At 71.1% G+C, this 16,621-nt stretch carries 14 protein-coding genes; 8 read left to right on the top strand and 6 right to left on the bottom strand.

Annotation, left to right across the window (positions count from 1 at the left end):
* Positions 1-67: 67 nt before the first annotated feature.
* Genes ABXS86_RS12565 through ABXS86_RS12555 form a run of 3 tightly spaced genes read left to right on the top strand, consistent with a single transcriptional unit; the run spans position 68 to position 1,937 of the window.
* Positions 68-688 carry a hypothetical protein gene (locus ABXS86_RS12565; RefSeq protein WP_353664696.1) on the top strand — a complete coding sequence of 207 codons (621 nt, stop codon included), beginning with the start codon at positions 68-70 and terminating at the stop codon, positions 686-688.
* Between the two features lie 14 nt (positions 689-702).
* Complete coding sequence (locus ABXS86_RS12560) at positions 703-1,707, top strand: WxL protein peptidoglycan domain-containing protein (protein WP_353664695.1); 1,005 nt, start codon at positions 703-705, stop codon at positions 1,705-1,707.
* A complete protein-coding gene (locus ABXS86_RS12555) occupies positions 1,704-1,937 on the top strand; it encodes a hypothetical protein (RefSeq protein ID WP_353664694.1) in 234 nt (77 codons plus the stop codon). Before ABXS86_RS12560 ends, ABXS86_RS12555 begins: the two co-directional genes overlap by 4 nt.
* Here the strand turns inward: ABXS86_RS12555 and ABXS86_RS12550 are convergent.
* Positions 1,885-2,862 (bottom strand): DMT family transporter, encoded by a 978-nt coding sequence (locus ABXS86_RS12550; protein ID WP_353664693.1) that lies wholly within the window; start codon positions 2,860-2,862, stop codon positions 1,885-1,887. The genes ABXS86_RS12555 and ABXS86_RS12550 overlap by 53 nt on opposite strands.
* A 72-nt stretch (positions 2,863-2,934) precedes the next feature.
* Between ABXS86_RS12550 and ABXS86_RS12545 the strand changes: the two genes are divergently transcribed.
* On the top strand, positions 2,935-3,858 hold the full coding sequence (locus ABXS86_RS12545) for a LysR family transcriptional regulator (protein WP_353664692.1): 924 nt from the start codon (positions 2,935-2,937) through the stop codon (positions 3,856-3,858).
* On the opposite strand, the gene ABXS86_RS12540 is transcribed toward ABXS86_RS12545, so the two are convergent.
* The gene (locus tag ABXS86_RS12540; protein WP_353664691.1) at positions 3,771-4,181 is read right to left on the bottom strand and encodes a Sec-independent protein translocase TatB; all 411 of its coding nucleotides are present in this window, start codon (positions 4,179-4,181) and stop codon (positions 3,771-3,773) included. The two genes, ABXS86_RS12545 and ABXS86_RS12540, sit on opposite strands and share 88 nt — an antisense overlap.
* A gap of 53 nt (positions 4,182-4,234) precedes the next feature.
* Entirely contained in the window at positions 4,235-4,474 is a 240-nt protein-coding gene (gene tatA, locus ABXS86_RS12535) for a twin-arginine translocase TatA/TatE family subunit (protein WP_353664690.1), read from the bottom strand.
* 416 nt (positions 4,475-4,890) lie between these two features.
* Here tatA and ABXS86_RS12530 point away from each other — a divergent pair, with 416 nt between their 5' ends.
* The 4 genes from ABXS86_RS12530 to ABXS86_RS12515 all read left to right on the top strand — a co-directional run bounded on the left by ABXS86_RS12530 (position 4,891) and on the right by ABXS86_RS12515 (position 12,100).
* Positions 4,891-8,424, top strand: coding sequence for a PQQ-dependent sugar dehydrogenase (locus tag ABXS86_RS12530; protein ID WP_353664689.1), 3,534 nt, complete (start codon positions 4,891-4,893; stop codon positions 8,422-8,424).
* Between the two features lie 85 nt (positions 8,425-8,509).
* Positions 8,510-9,538 carry a sugar phosphate isomerase/epimerase family protein gene (locus ABXS86_RS12525; RefSeq protein WP_353664688.1) on the top strand — a complete coding sequence of 343 codons (1,029 nt, stop codon included), beginning with the start codon at positions 8,510-8,512 and terminating at the stop codon, positions 9,536-9,538.
* Between the two features lie 17 nt (positions 9,539-9,555).
* Positions 9,556-10,827, top strand: a complete 1,272-nt coding sequence (locus ABXS86_RS12520; protein WP_353664687.1) for a hypothetical protein — start codon at positions 9,556-9,558, stop codon at positions 10,825-10,827.
* Positions 10,828-10,900: 73 nt separating this feature from the next.
* Entirely contained in the window at positions 10,901-12,100 is a 1,200-nt protein-coding gene (locus ABXS86_RS12515) for a DUF916 domain-containing protein (RefSeq protein WP_353664686.1), read from the top strand.
* A 634-nt stretch (positions 12,101-12,734) separates the two neighbouring features.
* Here the strand turns inward: ABXS86_RS12515 and ABXS86_RS12510 are convergent.
* From ABXS86_RS12510 to ABXS86_RS12500, 3 genes are all read right to left on the bottom strand, one after another.
* Complete coding sequence (locus ABXS86_RS12510; RefSeq protein WP_353664685.1) at positions 12,735-13,916, bottom strand: ROK family transcriptional regulator; 1,182 nt, start codon at positions 13,914-13,916, stop codon at positions 12,735-12,737.
* Between the two features lie 100 nt (positions 13,917-14,016).
* A complete protein-coding gene (locus tag ABXS86_RS12505; RefSeq protein WP_353664684.1) occupies positions 14,017-15,066 on the bottom strand; it encodes an ABC transporter permease in 1,050 nt (349 codons plus the stop codon).
* A complete protein-coding gene (locus tag ABXS86_RS12500) occupies positions 15,063-16,538 on the bottom strand; it encodes a sugar ABC transporter ATP-binding protein (protein ID WP_353664683.1) in 1,476 nt (491 codons plus the stop codon). Before ABXS86_RS12500 ends, ABXS86_RS12505 begins: the two co-directional genes overlap by 4 nt.
* Between the last annotated feature and the right edge of the window lie 83 nt (positions 16,539-16,621).

Here is a 16,621-nt window from a genome sequence, read left to right as displayed (position 1 = left end):
TCGTCCCGACCACCCGCCGGCGCCCGCCGACGACTCCACCGGCCCACGGTGGAAGAACGGAGCACCCATGTCCCTCACCTCCCGTCGCGGCCTGTCGGCCCGCATCGGTTTCGCCACCCTCGGGGTCGGCATCCTCGCCGCCGCGGGCAGCGGCACCGCCTTCGCCGCCGACGAGGACAGCGTCGACGTGCAGGTCGAGATCGCCCCCGCGGCGGAGCCCGGCGTGCTCGCCCTCACCGTCGCGGACGATGCGACCACGCTGACCGAAGGCGAGGCGTCGGGCACCGACCGCACCTTCGCGGGCACCCTGCCGACGGTCACCGTCACCGACACCCGCCTCGCCGAGAACGTCGACCCGGAATCGTTCTGGTACGTCATGGGAGCGATCAGCGACTTCACCGGCAGCGCTGGCCAGCCGGCGATCTCTTCGGCGGACAGCTTCGGCTGGTACCCCGACATCGTCTCGGGCAACCCCGCAGGCGGATCGCAGGTGGTCGCCCCCGGAGACGACGTCGACCCCGGCACAGGCGGCTTCGTCGACGCCGAGCTCCTCGCCAACGTCGACAGCGCCGCGGACGCCGCCGGCGGTTCGTACTCCGCCACCGCCGACCTGCTGCTGAAAACGCCGGCCACCGTGGAACCCGGCGCGTACTCGGCCACGATCACCCTGACCCTGCTCGAGGGGTGAGCACAGAGATGAGGGTGACGCGCGCGCGCGGAGCGTTCGCCGGCATGGCGGGTGTTTTCGTGGCCGCGATCGCCCTCGCGGCGGCACCGCCCGCCCTGGCCGACGACGCCACGGACTCCGCGGTCACCTGGTCGGTCACCCCGGCCTCGGCCACGGGGCCGGACGGCCGCCGCGTGATGCAGGTCGAGCTCGACCCGGGTCAACGCGTCACCGAGCACCTCGCCGTGAAGAACTACAGCGAGCGCGAGGCGACCTTCGCCTTGAGCGCCGCAGACGGCTATTACACCGAGACGGGGCGCTTCACGATGCTCCCGGCCGACCGCACCTCGACCGACGCCGGTACCTGGATCACGGTCGAACCGACGGTCACGCTCGCGCCGAACGAGACGCGGGTGGTGTCGTTCGAGATCGCCGTGCCGCAGAACGCCACCCCCGGTGACCACGCGGCCGGGGTCTCGGCATCCGTTCGGTCCACCTCCACGGGAGGGGACGGAACGAGGGTGGGCGTCGACAGTCGCGTCGGCTTCCGCGTGTCGGCCCGGGTGACGGGGCGGCTCGCCCCGTCGGTGGGCGTCGGCGAGGTCCGTGCGGAATACACGCCGTCGTGGAACCTCTTCGCGCCGGGGTCGATCACCTACGCCTACACAGCGGAGAACACCGGGAACACCGCCCTCGTCGTGAGCGACGCGGTGGAGGCGAGCACGACGGAGCGCGGAGTCCTGCTGCCCGGAGAATCCCGGGACGTGCGCTCCGCGGCACAGCCCGCGTGGCCGCTCTTCGTGTTGATGAAGGACGTGAGGGTGGATGCCGCGGTGCCCGACTCGACGCTCACCGCGGACCCCGTGACGCGCAGCGTGACGGTGTGGGCGGTTCCCTGGGTGCACCTCGCCGCCGCCGTCGGCATCGCCCTCATCGTCGCGGCCGTCGTGTCCGGGCGCCGTCGTTCCCGCCGGCGCGTCGACGATCTCGTCGAGCGCGCCCGCGAAGAGGGCCGGCGCGAGGCGGTGGAGGCCGCATGAGCGCCGACGACGGCGTGGGTCTCACCGTCGAGATCACTCCCCTGCCGACCGCCACCTGCGCCGTCGACTGCTCCCCGCCGCCCGGCGTCGGCCCCGGATCCCCCGGCGGCGACCTGCCCGTCACCGGAGGCGGGATCGCCTCCGCCCTCCTGGCCGTCGCGTTGGTGGTAGCGGGACTCACGGCGACGGTGTGGGCGCGGTGGCGTCGACCGGCAGCGGACCGGAGCTGACCGCTCTCCCGTCGATACCGCCGCTCGCCTGATCGAGCGAGCGGCGGTGGCGGCGCTCGACCGCCTGACCCGCATAGGAGGCGGCGACGATCAGCGCGGCGCCGGCGAGTCCCGGGAGACCGACGGCTTCACCCCCGATCGCCACGCCCACGGCCAGAGCCCAGACCGGCTCGGTGCCCATCAAGATGCTCGCGCGCGTCGCCGAGGTGCGCCGCACCGCCCAGAGCTGAACCACGAAGGCGAACACCGAGCACAGCAGGCCGAGGAAGATCACGTCGACCCAGCCGGATGCCGAGAGCCCCGCCACCGCGGGCGGAAGATCGGCCCCGGCCACGGCCGTCGACGCGAGAGCGCACACGGCGAGCTGCACGAACACGACCCCGAGGGTGCTGTCCTCTCGCCCGCGGGTGAGGCGCCCGCTCGCGGTGACGTGCACGGCGCGGACGACCGCCGCGGCGATGACGAGGGCATCACCGGGGTTGGGGGCCCTCAGACCCCCGCCCGAGACGAGCAGGGCGACCCCGGCGACCGCGGCCACGGCCGCGATGAAGTACGACCGCGGCAGCCATGAGCGCGACGCGAGGCTCTCCAGCACCGGGGTGAAGACGAGGGCGAGACTGATGAGCAGGCCCGCGTTGGTCGCCGAGGTCAGGTGCACGCCCGCGGTCTCGAGCCCGATCACCGCCGCTTGCGAGCAGCCGAGGAGCGCGGCGATCACGAGACCGCGGCCGCGCGGCATCCGCTCCCTGCGCAGGAGGCACAGGATGCCGAGGGCGATCGCGGCGATGAGGAAGCGCAGGGCCACGCCGGGGGCGATCCCCGTCTCGGCGACCAGTTCTTTCGCGGCGAGAAAGCTCGCCCCCCACACCGCGGCGACGGCGATGAGGAGGATGTCGACGAGGAGTTCGGGAGCGCGGCGGGTCACTCTTCCACGATCATCCGCGACGACCCGGAAGAGCAAGAGGCATGCTCTTCACGATCACGTAAGTTATGACTTATGGATCCCGCTCACCTGCGCGTATTGCGCGAACTCCGCGATCGGGGGAGTGTGGCGGCCGTCGCGGCGGCGCAACATGTCTCGGCCTCCGCGGTGTCGCAGCAGCTGGCCGCTCTCCAGGCCCACGTCCCCGTTCCCCTCACCCGTCGCCGCGGGCGGGCACTCGCGCTCACGCCGGCCGGCGAAGCCCTCGCCGCGGCGGGAACGCGGGTCGACGAGGCCCTCGTCGGCGCACGCGAGGCCGTCGGCGCTTTCCTCGACGCGAGTGACCGCCCCGTGCGCGTCTCGGCCTTCCACAGCGCCGCCCTCACGCTCTTCGGGCCCCTCTTGCGCGAACTCGACGGCTCGGTGCCCCTGCGCTTCACCGACGCCGACGTCGCGCACCGCGACTTCCCCGGGCTGACCGCCGACCACGACCTCGTCATCGCCCACCGCCTCGCCCACGACGAGCCGTGGCCGGCGGACCGCGTGGTGACGGTGCCGCTGCTCGAAGAGCCTCTCGACATCGCGCTCCCCGCGGACCACCCGCTCGCTCGACGCGCCGAGCTGCGCGCGTCCGACCTCGTCGACGAGAGATGGGTGTCGGTGCACGTCGGCTTCCCCCTCGCCGGGGTCCTCGATCACCTGTCGGCGCACGTCGGGAGCTCTCTCGACGTCGCCCATCGCATCAACGAGTTCTCGGTGGCGGCCGAGATCGTGCGCGCGGGCGCGGCGGTCGCCGTCCTGCCCCGGACCACGACGGCCCCGCTCGCGGTCGACGGGCTCGTCCTCCGCCCCCTCGCCGATCTCGCCATGGTGCGCCACGTCGACGCACTGGCCCGCCCCGATGCCCTCGCCTACGCGGCGGTACGGCGCGTGTCGTCGGCGTTGCGGTCGGTGTCGGCTCGGGCGACCGAGGGTTCCTCGGACCCCGGCTCGGTCTGACGAGCGGCGACGGGGGTGGGGGCGTCGACGTCCGCCGGAGCGGCGCGCGGCGCGACGGGCGGCTCCGGATCGGCGAGCAGTGCCTCCCTGATGATGCGGCGCGGGTCGTACTGGCGCGGGTCGAGTCGCTGCCAGTCGACATCGGCGACCTCGGGGCCGAGCTCGTCGCGCACGCGCTCCTGGGCGGTCTTCGCGAGGCCGCGCACGCGGAGGAGGGCATGCCGCAGCGATTCCGCCGCGGCGGGAAGTCGCTCCGGACCGATGATGAGCGCCGCGAGGACGCCGATGAGGATCATCTTCTCGATGGTGAGGCCGAAGAACACGGGCTCCTCCTGCGCTCAGGTGCAGCGGGGGCCGACCATCGGAACGCGGCGGGTCAGCGGGTCGGGGGCGGGTCGGCGATGACCGCCGAGACGCGTGCGTCGGGAACGGCCGGCGCGGCCGATTCCGCGAGCGTCGCCGTGTCGTCGTCCTTCATGGCCTTCAGCTCGCCCTTGAACAGCCGGGCCGACTTGCCCACGCTCTGAGCCAGCGCCGGCAGTTTCGCGGCCCCGAAGAGGAGCACGACCACCGCCAGGACGATCAGCAGATGCCATCCGGTCAGTCCATGGAGCACGAGGCCTCCTCGGCCATGTCGGCGCCTTCGCCGACGGTGGGGATCGGCGCGGAACGCACCGTGCGGCGATGGTAGCCCGCGACGAACCAAAACCACAAGGTCCACGTCGAGCGCACCTTTGTCGTGCGGTTGTTACGCAACTTTTGATTGACCTATGGAAAAACGTCCGTCAGGATGACGACGAGCGACGTCCCCCACAATCGGACACCTCATCCCCCCGAGGCTCGCCCCACGAACCGCCCCTGAGAGGCGGTGATCGGCGACCCCTCCCACTCGACGAAGAGTAAGGAGCACACACGGCGCGTGGCTGACCGCCACCGCACGAAGAGCCCGGGCCGTCACGATCAGTCGTTGAGACCGACTGTGTGACGACCCGGTGAAAACAACTCGAACGCATTCACAGGAGCTGTTTCACGATGAACTCTACTTCTCGGCATCCGGTCGTCCGGTCCCGGTTGACGGCGGTCCTCGCGGCCACCGCGCTGGGCCTGGGCGCCATCGCCGCCGCACCCGTCCCCGCCTTCGCGCATGAGGGGCACGACCACGGCACCACAGACCCCGGGGGCGACCACGGCGACCCCACCGACCCCGGCACCCCCGACCCCGGCGACACCGGCGAAGACGGCGGCGCGCTCGACTGGAGCAATTACGAGCGGGTGCTGCTCACCAAGGATGTGGGCGAGCCCATCGACCTCGCCGTCCTCCCCGACAAGCGCGTTTTGCACACCGCCCGCAATGGCGACGTGCGCCTGACCGATCCCGCGACCGGCGTCACGCGCGTCACCAACACACTCGACGTCTACGCCAACTCCGAGGACGGCCTGCAGACGGTCGCCCTCGACCCGGACTTCGCCGAGAACAACTGGGTCTACCTCGTGTACTCCCCGCGCGATGCGGACGGCGACGGCGTGGCCGACACCCCGGCGGGGAACTCCCCCAACACCCTCCCCGCGGGAGCCGACGAGTCCTACTGGGACCAGTGGGTCGGCGTGAACCGCCTCGCCCGCTTCCAATGGAACGGCGATGCCCTCGACCTCGCGAGCGAGCAGGTCGTCCTCGACGTCGAGGTCCAGCGCGGCCAGTGCTGCCACGTCGGTGCCGACATCGGCTTCGACGGCGACGGAAACCTCTACCTGAGCACGGGCGACAACACCCCGGCATCCACCCCGGGAGCCAACGGCTTCGCGCCCAACAACGATGCCCCGGGCTACAACCCCGGCTTCGACTCGCGCCGCGGCGCCGGCAACACCAACGATCTGCGCGGCAAGATCCTGCGCATCCACGTCGAGGACGACGGCACGTACACGATCCCCGACGGCAACCTCTTCGCTCCGGGGACCGAGCTCACCCGCCCCGAGATCTTCGTGATGGGCGTGCGCAACCCGTTCCGCATCGAGGTGGACATCGAGACCAACTCCCTCTCGTGGGGCGATTACGGCCCCGACGCGACGAAGGCCGTCGCCGAGACCGCGGGTCGCGGACCCATGGGTCTGGTGGAGTGGAACGCGATCAGCCTCGACGAACCGCAGAACGCCGGCTGGCCCTACGTGCACGCCGACAACCGGGCGTACAACGACTGGGACTTCGCCACGGCGACGCCGGGGGCCTTCTTCGACCCGCAGAACCTCAAGAACGAGTCGCGGTGGAACACCGGTCTCACCGACCTTCCCCCCGCGCAGCCCGCGACCCTCTGGTATGGCGACAACCCCGGCGACCAGCCGTGGGACGAACTGGTGAACTTCGGGGCCGGCAACGGCCAGGGCCCCATGGGCGGACCCGTCTACCACTACGACGAGACCAACCCCTCGCCCACGAAGCTCCCGCAGCACTGGGATCGCAAGGCCTTCATGGGCGAATTCTCGCAGGACTACGTCGCCGCGTTCACGCTCGACTGGAACGCCTTCGAGGTCACCGACATCGAGGACTTCCTGCCGAACGCGGCGCTGAGCACCCTCGGCCAGCCGCCGCACGACAACCCCATGGACATGGAGATCGGGCCCGACGGCTCGATGTACGTGCTCGACTACGGTGACGGCTTCTTCCGCGCGAACCCCGATGCCGGTCTTTACCGCATCGACTACGTCGCCGGGAACAAGTCGCCCCAGGCGCGTTTCACCGCGACTCCCACCTCGTCGTCGCAGGCTCCCCTGACCGTCGAGTTCGACGCGTCGACCTCGACCGACCCCGACGGAGACGCCCTCACCTACGAGTGGGACTTCGACGGCGACGGCTCCTACGATGCGACCGGCGCGACCACGTCGTACACCTACACCGAGCTGGGCAACTACAGCGCCCGTCTGCGCGTGTCCGACCCGGGCGGACGCTTCGGTCTGACCTCGCGCACGATCTCGGTCGGCAACCAGGCGCCCGAGGTGACCGTCGCCTTCCCCGGCGACGGCGCGTTCTTCGACTGGGGTCAGGCAATCCCGTTCCAGGTCACGACGACGGATGCCGAGGACGGCGACGCCACGGAATGCTCGCGGGTCAGCTGGACCTACGGTCTGGGCCACGACGAGCACGCCCACCCCGAGGTCTCGGGCACGGGGTGCACGGGTGTCTTCCGCACCGACCCGAACTCGCCCGAGCACGGCCCCGGTGCCCTGCTCTACGGCGCGGTCGTGGTCACCTACACCGACGCGGGCGCCAACGGACTGCCGGCGGCCACGGGTGAGGCGACCGTTCGCCTGAACCCGAAGCTGCAGCAGGCCGAGCACGCGATCCGTCGCGAGGGCGTCACCGTCTACGCCGACGCCGACGCCTCGGGCGGCAACGCCATCCGCGGCCTGGGAGCGGGCGACCACCTCGCCTTCGACCCGGTGAACTTCGCCGGGATCGACGGGGCCGTGGTCCGCGCCAGCGGCGCGGGCGAGGTCGAGCTGCGGTGGGGAGCGGCCGACGCCGAGCCCTTCGCGACCGCCACCATCCCCGCGGGCGCCGGCTGGCAGGATGTCGAGATCCCGTTCGAGGCCCCCGAGGGCACCGGAGCGCTCTACGTCACCTCGGCCGACGAGCTGGCCGTCGACGCGCTGACCATGGTCGGCGACGGCGTCGGAGACGTCATGCCCCCCACCGTCGCGCACACGCTGGCCCCCGCCACCCCGACGGGCGTCGGCGGCGTGTTCAACGAGCCGGTCCGCTTCTCGGTGCAGGCCGCCGACAACGGCACGCTCGCGAGCGTCCAGTACTCGCGTGACAACGGCGCGACCTGGGCGAACCTGGCGGCAAACCAGCAGTACGGGGTGACGTTCGATCAGGACGGCGCCTACGACATCCGCTACCGCGCCACCGACACCGGTGGCAACGTGTCGGAGCTCGGTTCGGTGTCGTTCACGATCGACCTCGACGCTCCGAACGAGCCGACGGTCGACACCCGCACGCTCGTCTCGCTCGGCTCCCCGCGCGTCACCTACGGCGCCCCGGGCGACGTGACGGTGTCGGTGCGCGGAGAGGGCGGCGCCCCCACGGGGGAGGTCGTGCTCACGGTCGGCGACACCGAGCTCGGTCGCGCGACCCTGGACGCCGACGGCAACGCCGTCGTCGCCCTCCCGGCGGACCTCCCGGTCGGCACGCACACCCTGCGGGCCACCTACGGAGCCGACGAGACCTTCAAGGGGTCGGCCGGCATCGGTCGCCTCACGGTCTCGCAGGCGAAGTCGACGACCTCGGTCGCCGTCTCGCCGACGCCGGTCAAGCCCGCCGTGGCGGCCACCGCCACGGTCCAGGTGGCTTCGTCGACGGGCATCGTCACGACCGGTGACGCCACGGTGACGATCCGTCGCAACAACGCGATCGTCGCCACCGTCACCGGCACGCTCGGCGCCGACGGCACCGTCCAGGTGACCCTGCCCAAGCTCAGCATGGAGGGCACCTACCAGGTGCAGGCGTCGTACACCGGTTCGACCGGGATCGCGAAGAGCAGCGGCAGCACAAGCCTGATCGTCAAGAAGTAACACCCGGTGGGGGTCGCGCATCGCGGCCCCCACCACCCTCACGGTCGTCCCCGGCCCCGGGGCGGACCCACCTCGAAGGAGAGTCATGAGTCACCACCACGACCACGCGCACCCCACGGTGCCCGATCGGCCCATGAGCCGGCGCACCCTGCTCAAGGCCCTGGCAGCATCATCCGTCGCCATCGGCATCGGCGCCGCCGCCATGCCCACCGCCGCCTCGGCGTCCACCGCCTTCGGCGCCCGCGCCGCGGCGGCCGCTCCCCCGGTCAGCGCCGGGAAGCGTCTCGTCCCCGTCAACCGCATCGGCATCCAGCTCTTCACCGTCCGCGACAAGGTCAGCTCGCTGGGCTTCCGTGCGGTGTTCGAAGAGCTGGCCCGTATCGGCTACTCCGAGATCGAGTTCGCGGGGTACACCCAGGGCTCGGTCGGTGCCATCACGCCGCAGGAGATCCGCCAGCTGCTCGACGACAACGGTCTGCGCGCGACCGGCGCGCACGTCAACCTCACCCCGGCCAACATCGACCAGCAGCTCGAGATCGCACATGTGCTGGGCATGCCGCACCTGGGCCAGGGTGGGCCCATCGCGGGAGGCTACGGCGGACCGCTCGCCAAGGACCCATGGATGCAGGCCATCGGCACGTGGAACCAGATGGGCGAGAAGGGTCGGGCCGCGGGCATCAAGCTCTACCTGCACAATCACGCGCAGGAATGGGGCTTCACGACCGACACCAAGGAGCGCGTGTACGACCTGTACTGGGACAACCTCAACCCCGAGACGGTCTTCTTCGAGATGGACGTCTACTGGGCGCACGTCGGCAAGTTCCTCTACCCCGGGTTCGAGCCGATCGACTACGTCAAGCGCGACCCTCGACGGTTCCCGATCCTGCACCTCAAGGACGGCAAGCTCAACCCGAACAGCGCCAACGGCTACGACATCGTCGAGTTCGGCGCGGGGAACATCGATTACACGGCGTTCCTGTCGCAGCTGCGCGACCGCGGTCAGCGCTTCGGCATGTTCGAGCAGGACAACGCCTCCTCGGTGCCGGTGAACCCCGGGAACTCGCTCGCGAACGCCGACCGCAGCTACGACAACATCGCAGCCCTGCGCGGCTGAGCGACGAGGAAGAACTGATGAACAGAATCACGAAACTGACCACCGTCGGACTCCTCGTCGTCGGAGGTAGCGTGGTCGCCGTCCCCGCGTACGCGGCCGATCTCACCTGCACCGACGACCTCGGCAGCCAGGCCGTCTCGGGCAACCTCGTCGTCCCGGGAGGCGCGGACTGCGTCCTCGGCGGCGCGACCGTCGAGGGCGATATCGTCGTCGAGGCCGGCGGATGGCTGGATGCCACCTCGGTCACGGTCACCGGAGACGTCATCGCCACCGACGCGTACGGCGTCTCCCTCGACGGCACGAGCGTGGCCGGCGACGTCAGCGCGTACTCCGCCGACACCACCGTTGGCTTCCTCTACGTCAACGACCTGAAGGTCGGCGGCTCGGTGGAAGCCGGCGGCATCGACGTGGAGGTCGTCGACAGTGCGATCTCGGGCTCGCTGCTGACACAGCAGGCCACCTACGTCGACGTCGTGCGCTCGTCGGTCGGTGCCGACGTGTCGATCGACGGCTCGAACTGGGGCGTGTCGATGACCGGCGCCGTCGTCAAGGGCGACGTCACGGTGAGTGGCAGCTCGCGCGACGTGCTGATCGGTGCGACGGCCGACGGCGGCTCCGACGCGTTCGCCAACTCGATCGGCGGGGGCCTCTCGCTCACCGGGAACACCGCGAACCTGCGTGTGGCGAACACCACCGTGTACGGCGCTCTCGCGCTCGACGGGAACTCTCCGGCGGCGGCGTTCGGAGCGGGAGTGCGCGCTGGCTCGACCACCGGCGACTACACGGGTGAGGCTCCGACCGCCCCTCCCGCGGGCGACCAGTCGATCGCGGTCACCGTCCCCGGCCAGGGTTCGGGCGAGCTCACATGGTCGATCGAGGGCACCTCGCGCCTCGTCGACCTCGGGGTGGCGACCGAGAACCTCGACCACTACGCAGCGGCGGGCGAGATCGTACCGATCCGCGTGCAGGACACCCGAGCCGGAAACCCCGGGTGGTCTCTGACCGCGCAGGTGTCGAACTTCGCCGCCGACGGCCAGGAGGTGTCCAGCAAGTATCTCGGTTGGACGCCCGAGGTCCTCGAGACGCAGGGCGGCGCCGTCGCCGGGGCTCCCGTGCCCTCGGGCTTCGACAGCGGCCAGGGCCTCTCGGTCGCCCGCACCCTCGCGCAGGCGAACGACGGCCATGAGCGAGGCAGCTCGCTCGTGGGCGCCGACCTGGATCTCAAGCTCCCGCTCGAGACCCCCCGCGGCACCTACACCGCGACCGTGACGCTGACCGCCCTCAGCTGACCCCCACCCCGTCGGGGCCGCGCCCCTCGAGCGCGCGGCCCCGGCGGGACCCCCTCTACACGAAAGCCACGCCATGTCCCAGGCGAAGACCACTCCCCGTCCGCTCCGATTGCTCCTGTCGTTCATCACCGGCCTCGCTCTGATGCTGGGGAGCCCGCTCGCCGCCTCCGCGGCCGCCGCCCCCTCCCCCGACACCACGGTCACGTGGAGCGTCAAGCCCGCCGACACCGCGCAAGGGCGCGACCGGCCCAACTACGCCTACGACCTGATGCCCGGCGGCACGGTCGGCGACGCCCTGTACGTCGCCAACCGCAGCCCCCAGCCGATCACCCTGCGCGTCTACGCCGCCGACGGCTTCCTCACCGACGACGGAGCGCTCGACATCCTCGCCGGCGGCGTGGAGTCCACCGACCTCGGCAGCTGGGTCTCGATCGCGTCTCCCGAGCTCACCCTCGACAGCGGCGCGAGCGCCGAGGTCCCCTTCACCGTCGCCGTGCCCGCCGACGCCGCCCCGGGCGATTACGCGGCCGGCATCGTGGCGTCCATGCTCGTGACCGCCGACAACGGCACCATCACGGAGCGCCGTCTGGGCTCTCGTGTGCACCTCCGCGTGCAGGGCGAGCTCGCGCCCGCCCTCGCGATCAGCGACGTCGTCGTCGACTACCACGGCACCGCTAACCCCGCCGAGACGGGATCCGCGACGGTGGGCTACACCCTCACCAACACCGGCAACACGCGCCTCGACCCGGACGCCGAGGTCGCCCTCGGCGGGCCCTTCGGCTGGGCGCGCGTGACCGCGACCGACGACGCCCCCGAGCTGCTCCCCGGGAGCTCGCTGGAGCGCACGGTCGAGGTCGCGGGCATCGTCCCCCTCGTGCTGCTGTCGGCGGATGTCACGGCCACCTCGCAGGTCGTCTCGCGCACGCTGGCCGGCGCAGAGCCGTCGACCCTCGACCCCCTCGTCTCGAAGGGCACGGCCACCACGGCCGCCGTGCCGTGGACGGCACTCGCGATCCTCGCCGTGATCGCCCTGCTCGTGGCCTGGCGCATCGTCGCCGCCCGCCGCCGTCGAGCCGCACACGCCCGGGAGATCGCCGCCGCCGTGGCCGCCGCGCGAGCGGATACCGAGGGCCCGGATGCCGCGTGGCCGGATGCCGCATCGGGGGCGCCCGCCGAGCGCGAGCCCGTGGCCGCCGGTGTCGCGTCCGACGCCGAGGCCGCCGCCGAAGCTCCCGCCCCCGCCTCGTCCCGCGCCTCCCGCCGGTCGCCCTGAGACCCGCTCGCGGCGTGGAGAGGGACACTCCGCGCCGCGAGCGATCGACGACGCCCGCCGTGCTCACGCACGGCGGGCGTTCTTCGTGCCGTCGGTCGGGCGCGCTGGCCCCGGCCCGGGCCCCGGCCCGCCCCGCCTCGTCCACATCGCAGGAACATCGCCCCGGTCGGGGCGTCTTCGCCCGGCAGGAGGCGCGCCTCCCGCAGATGTCCTGCGTCATGCCACGGGAGGGACGGGCGACGCAGCAGGCACCGCCCCTCTGGGCGGGGGGATCGCGGCATGCCGGGGTCCCGGCATCCGGAATCGGTGTGTCAGGCGAAGGATCCGCCGTCGTCCGCACCGGACCGGCTGACCAGCCGCCCGCCGGGCCGGGAACCCCCGCTCGGGCGCACAGCTCCTGCACATCGCGCGACCCTGACCTCCGGGGACGTACAACCCGCCCATCCGCAGGAGTTGGGCACGCGTCACCGCCGTGGCGTGGCGTGGCGCAGCGGTCAGCCGCCCGGCGGGAACTCCCGGTCGGATCCACGACTCCTGCACATCGCGCTGCCGTGGCCGCCAGGGGCGCAGAGCCCGCCCATCTGCCGGAGGTGTGCACGCGCGATGTACCTCCGGCCTCCCGGGCCGAAGCGGGTCAGGCGCGGAGGAAGGCGGCGTTCAGCGACTCGGGGGCGAGGGCGTGCTCGACAGCGAGCATGCTCGCGCCGATCACGGCGGCCTTCTCGGCGGCGACGGACTGCACGATCGAGAGGTACTCGGTGGCCAGCGGCGTGGAGCGCGTGTAGACGACCTCGCGGACGCCCGCGATGAGGTGCTCGCCCACGCGGGCCATGGACCCGCCGATCGCGATCACCGAGGGGTTCATCAGGCTCACGCAGGTGGTGAGCACCTCGCCGATGTCGCGACCCGCCTGGCGCACGGCCTGGATCGCATCGATGTTGCCGCGCTTGACGAGGTCGACCACGTCGGAGCCGGTGTGCGCATCGATCCCCTGCGCGCGCAAAGCGCGGGCGATCGCGGGACCGGATGCCAAGGCCTCGAGGCACCCGCGATTGCCGCACTGGCAGGGGATGTCGGCTCCGCGCGCGACCTGCACGTGACCGATGTCGCCGGCGATGCCCTGGGCCCCGCGCTGCAGATGACCGTCGGAGATGATGCCGGTGCCGATGCCGGTGGCGACCTTGACGAACATGAAGTGGTCGACGGCGGGCCAGGCGATGCTGCGTTCACCGAGCGCCATGATGTTGACGTCGTTGTCGACGAGGACGGGAACCGGCATGTGCTGATAGATCCAGCCGGGGATGTCGAAACGATCCCAGCCGGGCATGATCGGGGGGTTCACCGGCTGACCGGTGGAGTGCTCGACGGGACCGGGGACGCCGATGCCCATGGCGGCCACGTCGGAGGGGGAACGACCCGACTCGGAGAGCAGCGACGTCGCGGTCTCGACGAGCCAGGTGAGCACGGGCTCGGGGCCCGTGGCGATGTCGATGTCGCCGGTGCGTTCGCTCAGCACCTTGCCGGTGAGGTCGGCGATCGCGACGGTCGCGTGCGAAGCACCGAGATCGACGGCGATGACGACCTTGGCCGCGGGATTGATCGCGAACTGCGACGGAGGTCGCCCGCCGGTGGACACGGCGTCGGCGACGGGGGTGATGAGGCCCATGCGCATGAGCTCGTCGACGCGCACGGCGACCGTCGATCGGGCGAGGCCGGTCGACTTGGCCAGCTCCGCTCGCGTACGCGGTACGCCGTCTCGCAGCAGCTGGAACAACTGGCTCACGCCGTTGACCGACTGCACGGAATCTGTCGTCATCCTCTTCACGCCCTCAGTACACCATTAGTAGCAATGCATTCCATCCACATACCGACGGCGACTACGCGAATCACGCAGCCGCCGTCGGCACAAGGGGTCGTCAGCCCCGTCCCGGAGGACGGGAGAAGCGCTGCTGCAGGAGCACCGCGACCACGATGATGACACCTTTCGCCACAGCCTGGACGGAAGACGAGAGATTGTTCTGAATGAATACGTTCGACAACGTCGCGAAGATGAGGACGCCGAACACCGTTCCGGTGATCGTGCCACGTCCGCCGACGAGGAGCGTGCCGCCCACGACGACCGCGGCGATGGCATCCAACTCGTACAGCTGACCGTGGGTCGAGGTGCCCGCCGTCGTGCGGCCGAGGATCATGACGGCGGCGATGCCGGCGCACAAACCTGTGATCGCGTACAGCCACATCGTATGCCGACGCACGTCGATGCCCGCCAGGCGCGCAGCTTCGCGGTTGCCGCCGACGGCCACGGTGCGGCGCCCGAAGGTGGTGCGGTTCAGCAGTACCCAGCCGAGGGCCGCCACGATGGCGAAGATCCAGATGAGGATGTCGACACCGAGGATGTCGGCGTTCATGAAGGTGATGAAGCCGCGGTCCTCTACGACGAGCGTCCGACGCTCGGCCAGGATCTCGGCGAGACCGCGCGCACCCACGAGCATGGCGAGCGTGGCCATGAAGGCCACGACGTTGCCGTAGGCGATGACGATGCCGTTGATGAGGCCTGCGCCCACGCCCACCGCCAGGGCGATGACGACCATGATGCTCCAGTGCAGGTTGTCGGCGAGATCCTGCACGGCGGCGAGGGTCGCGACCACGGAGGCGAGGCCCATGACCGAGCCGACCGACAGGTCGATGCCGCCCGCGATGATCACGAGGGTCATCCCGATGCTGATGACGCCGATGATCGACGCCTGGCGGAGGACGACGAGCAGGTTGTCGACGCTCGTGAACGACCCGGGCGCGGTGACGGCGCCGACGATCACGATCACCAGCAGCGCGACGACGAGGCCGATGTTGCGACCGGCCGAGCCGGAGAGGAAGCGACGCCAGGCGGGCGCTGGAGCCGAGGCCGCGACGACGCCGGTCTCGGTGGGGACCGTGCGTGCACGGGTCGGGGTGGTCGGCTCGCTCACGCGGCGGATCCTTTCATGACGAGGTCGAGCACACCGTGCTCGTCGATCTGGTGGGAGGGGAGGGTGCTCAGGATGCGACCGTCGGCGACGACGAGGACGACATCGGCGAGGCCGAGCACCTCTTCGATCTCGCTCGAGACGACGACGACGGCGTTGCCGGCGGCGGCGAGATCGCGGATGAGGGCGTAGATCTCGGCGCGGGCGCCGACGTCGACACCTCGGGTGGGTTCGTCGAGCAGGAGCACCTCGGTGCCGTGGACGAGCCAGCGGGCGAGCAGGATCTTCTGCTGGTTGCCGCCGGAGAGGGTGCGGGCGGGGCGATCGGGGTCGGCGGGGCGCAACTCGAAGGCGTCGATCTGTTCGCGAGCGACCGTGCGGGCGGCGCGGTCGTCGAGGAACCCGCCCTTGGCGAAGCGCTTCATCGAGGCGAGGGCGATGTTGACGAAGATCGGCTCGTCGAGCACGAGGCCCTGGCTCTTGCGTTCCTCGGGCGACAGCCCGATCCCGGCCCCGACGGCGGCACGGACGGATCCGCGCGGCAGCACCTTGTCACGCACGCGCACCGAACCCGTGCTGGAGCGTCGTGCTCCGTAGACCGTCTCGAGGATCTCGGATCGACCCGAGCCGACGAGCCCCGCGAGCCCCACCACCTCACCGGCGCGTACCGAGAACGACACGTCGGAGAAGACCCCGTCGAGTCCGAGGCCCTGGACGTCGAGCACCACGGGGGCATCGGATGCCACGGGGACACGCGCGGGGAAGACGTTGGCGACCTCGCGCCCCGTCATGAGCCGGATGAGTTCGGCCTTCGGGGTGTCGGCGGCGGAGAGGCCGACGGCGGTCGTGCGCCCGTCCTTCAGGACGGTGATGCGGTCGCCGATCTCCCGGATCTCCTCGAGGCGGTGCGTGATGTAGACGACGGCGATGCCCGCGGCGGTGAGCTCGCGGACGACCGCGAACAGGTTCTTGACCTCTTCGGTGTCGAGCACGGCCGAGGGCTCGTCCATGATGATCAGCCTGATGTCGTGTGACAGCGCGCGCGCCATGCTGACGATCTGCTTGTTGGCGGCACTGAGGGAGCCGACCTCGGTGTTCGGCGACAAGTTGGCATGGCCGAGCCGGCGCAGCAGCTCTCGGGTCTGCCGGGCGGCTTCCGCGCGCTGCGTGAAGCCGCCGCGCGCGAGCTCGTGCCCGAGGAAGATGTTCTCTGCGATGGTGAGACCGTCGACGACGTCGAGCTCCTGGTACATCGTCGCGATGCCGAGTTCGATGGCCGCGTCGGGGTCGGCGATCTCGACGTTCTCGCCGAGCCACACGATCGCGCCCTCGTCGGGACGGTGGACTCCCGCGAGCGTCTTGATGAGGGTGGACTTGCCCGCGCCGTTCTGACCCAGCACGCAGTGCACCTCTCCAGCGACGATGTCGAGATCGACACCGCGCAGGGCGCGGACGCCGGCGAAGGACTTGGTCACGCCTCGGACGGTGAGTAATGACGGCTGATGGTCAACTTTGATCACGCGGCGAACATAACACGCCGCCTCGCCGTCGCGCGACC

It is taken from the genome of Microbacterium sp. che218 (assembly GCF_040436305.1).
Lineage (GTDB): Bacteria > Actinomycetota > Actinomycetes > Actinomycetales > Microbacteriaceae > Microbacterium > Microbacterium algihabitans.
This window is presented reverse-complemented; position numbering and strand designations above follow the sequence as displayed.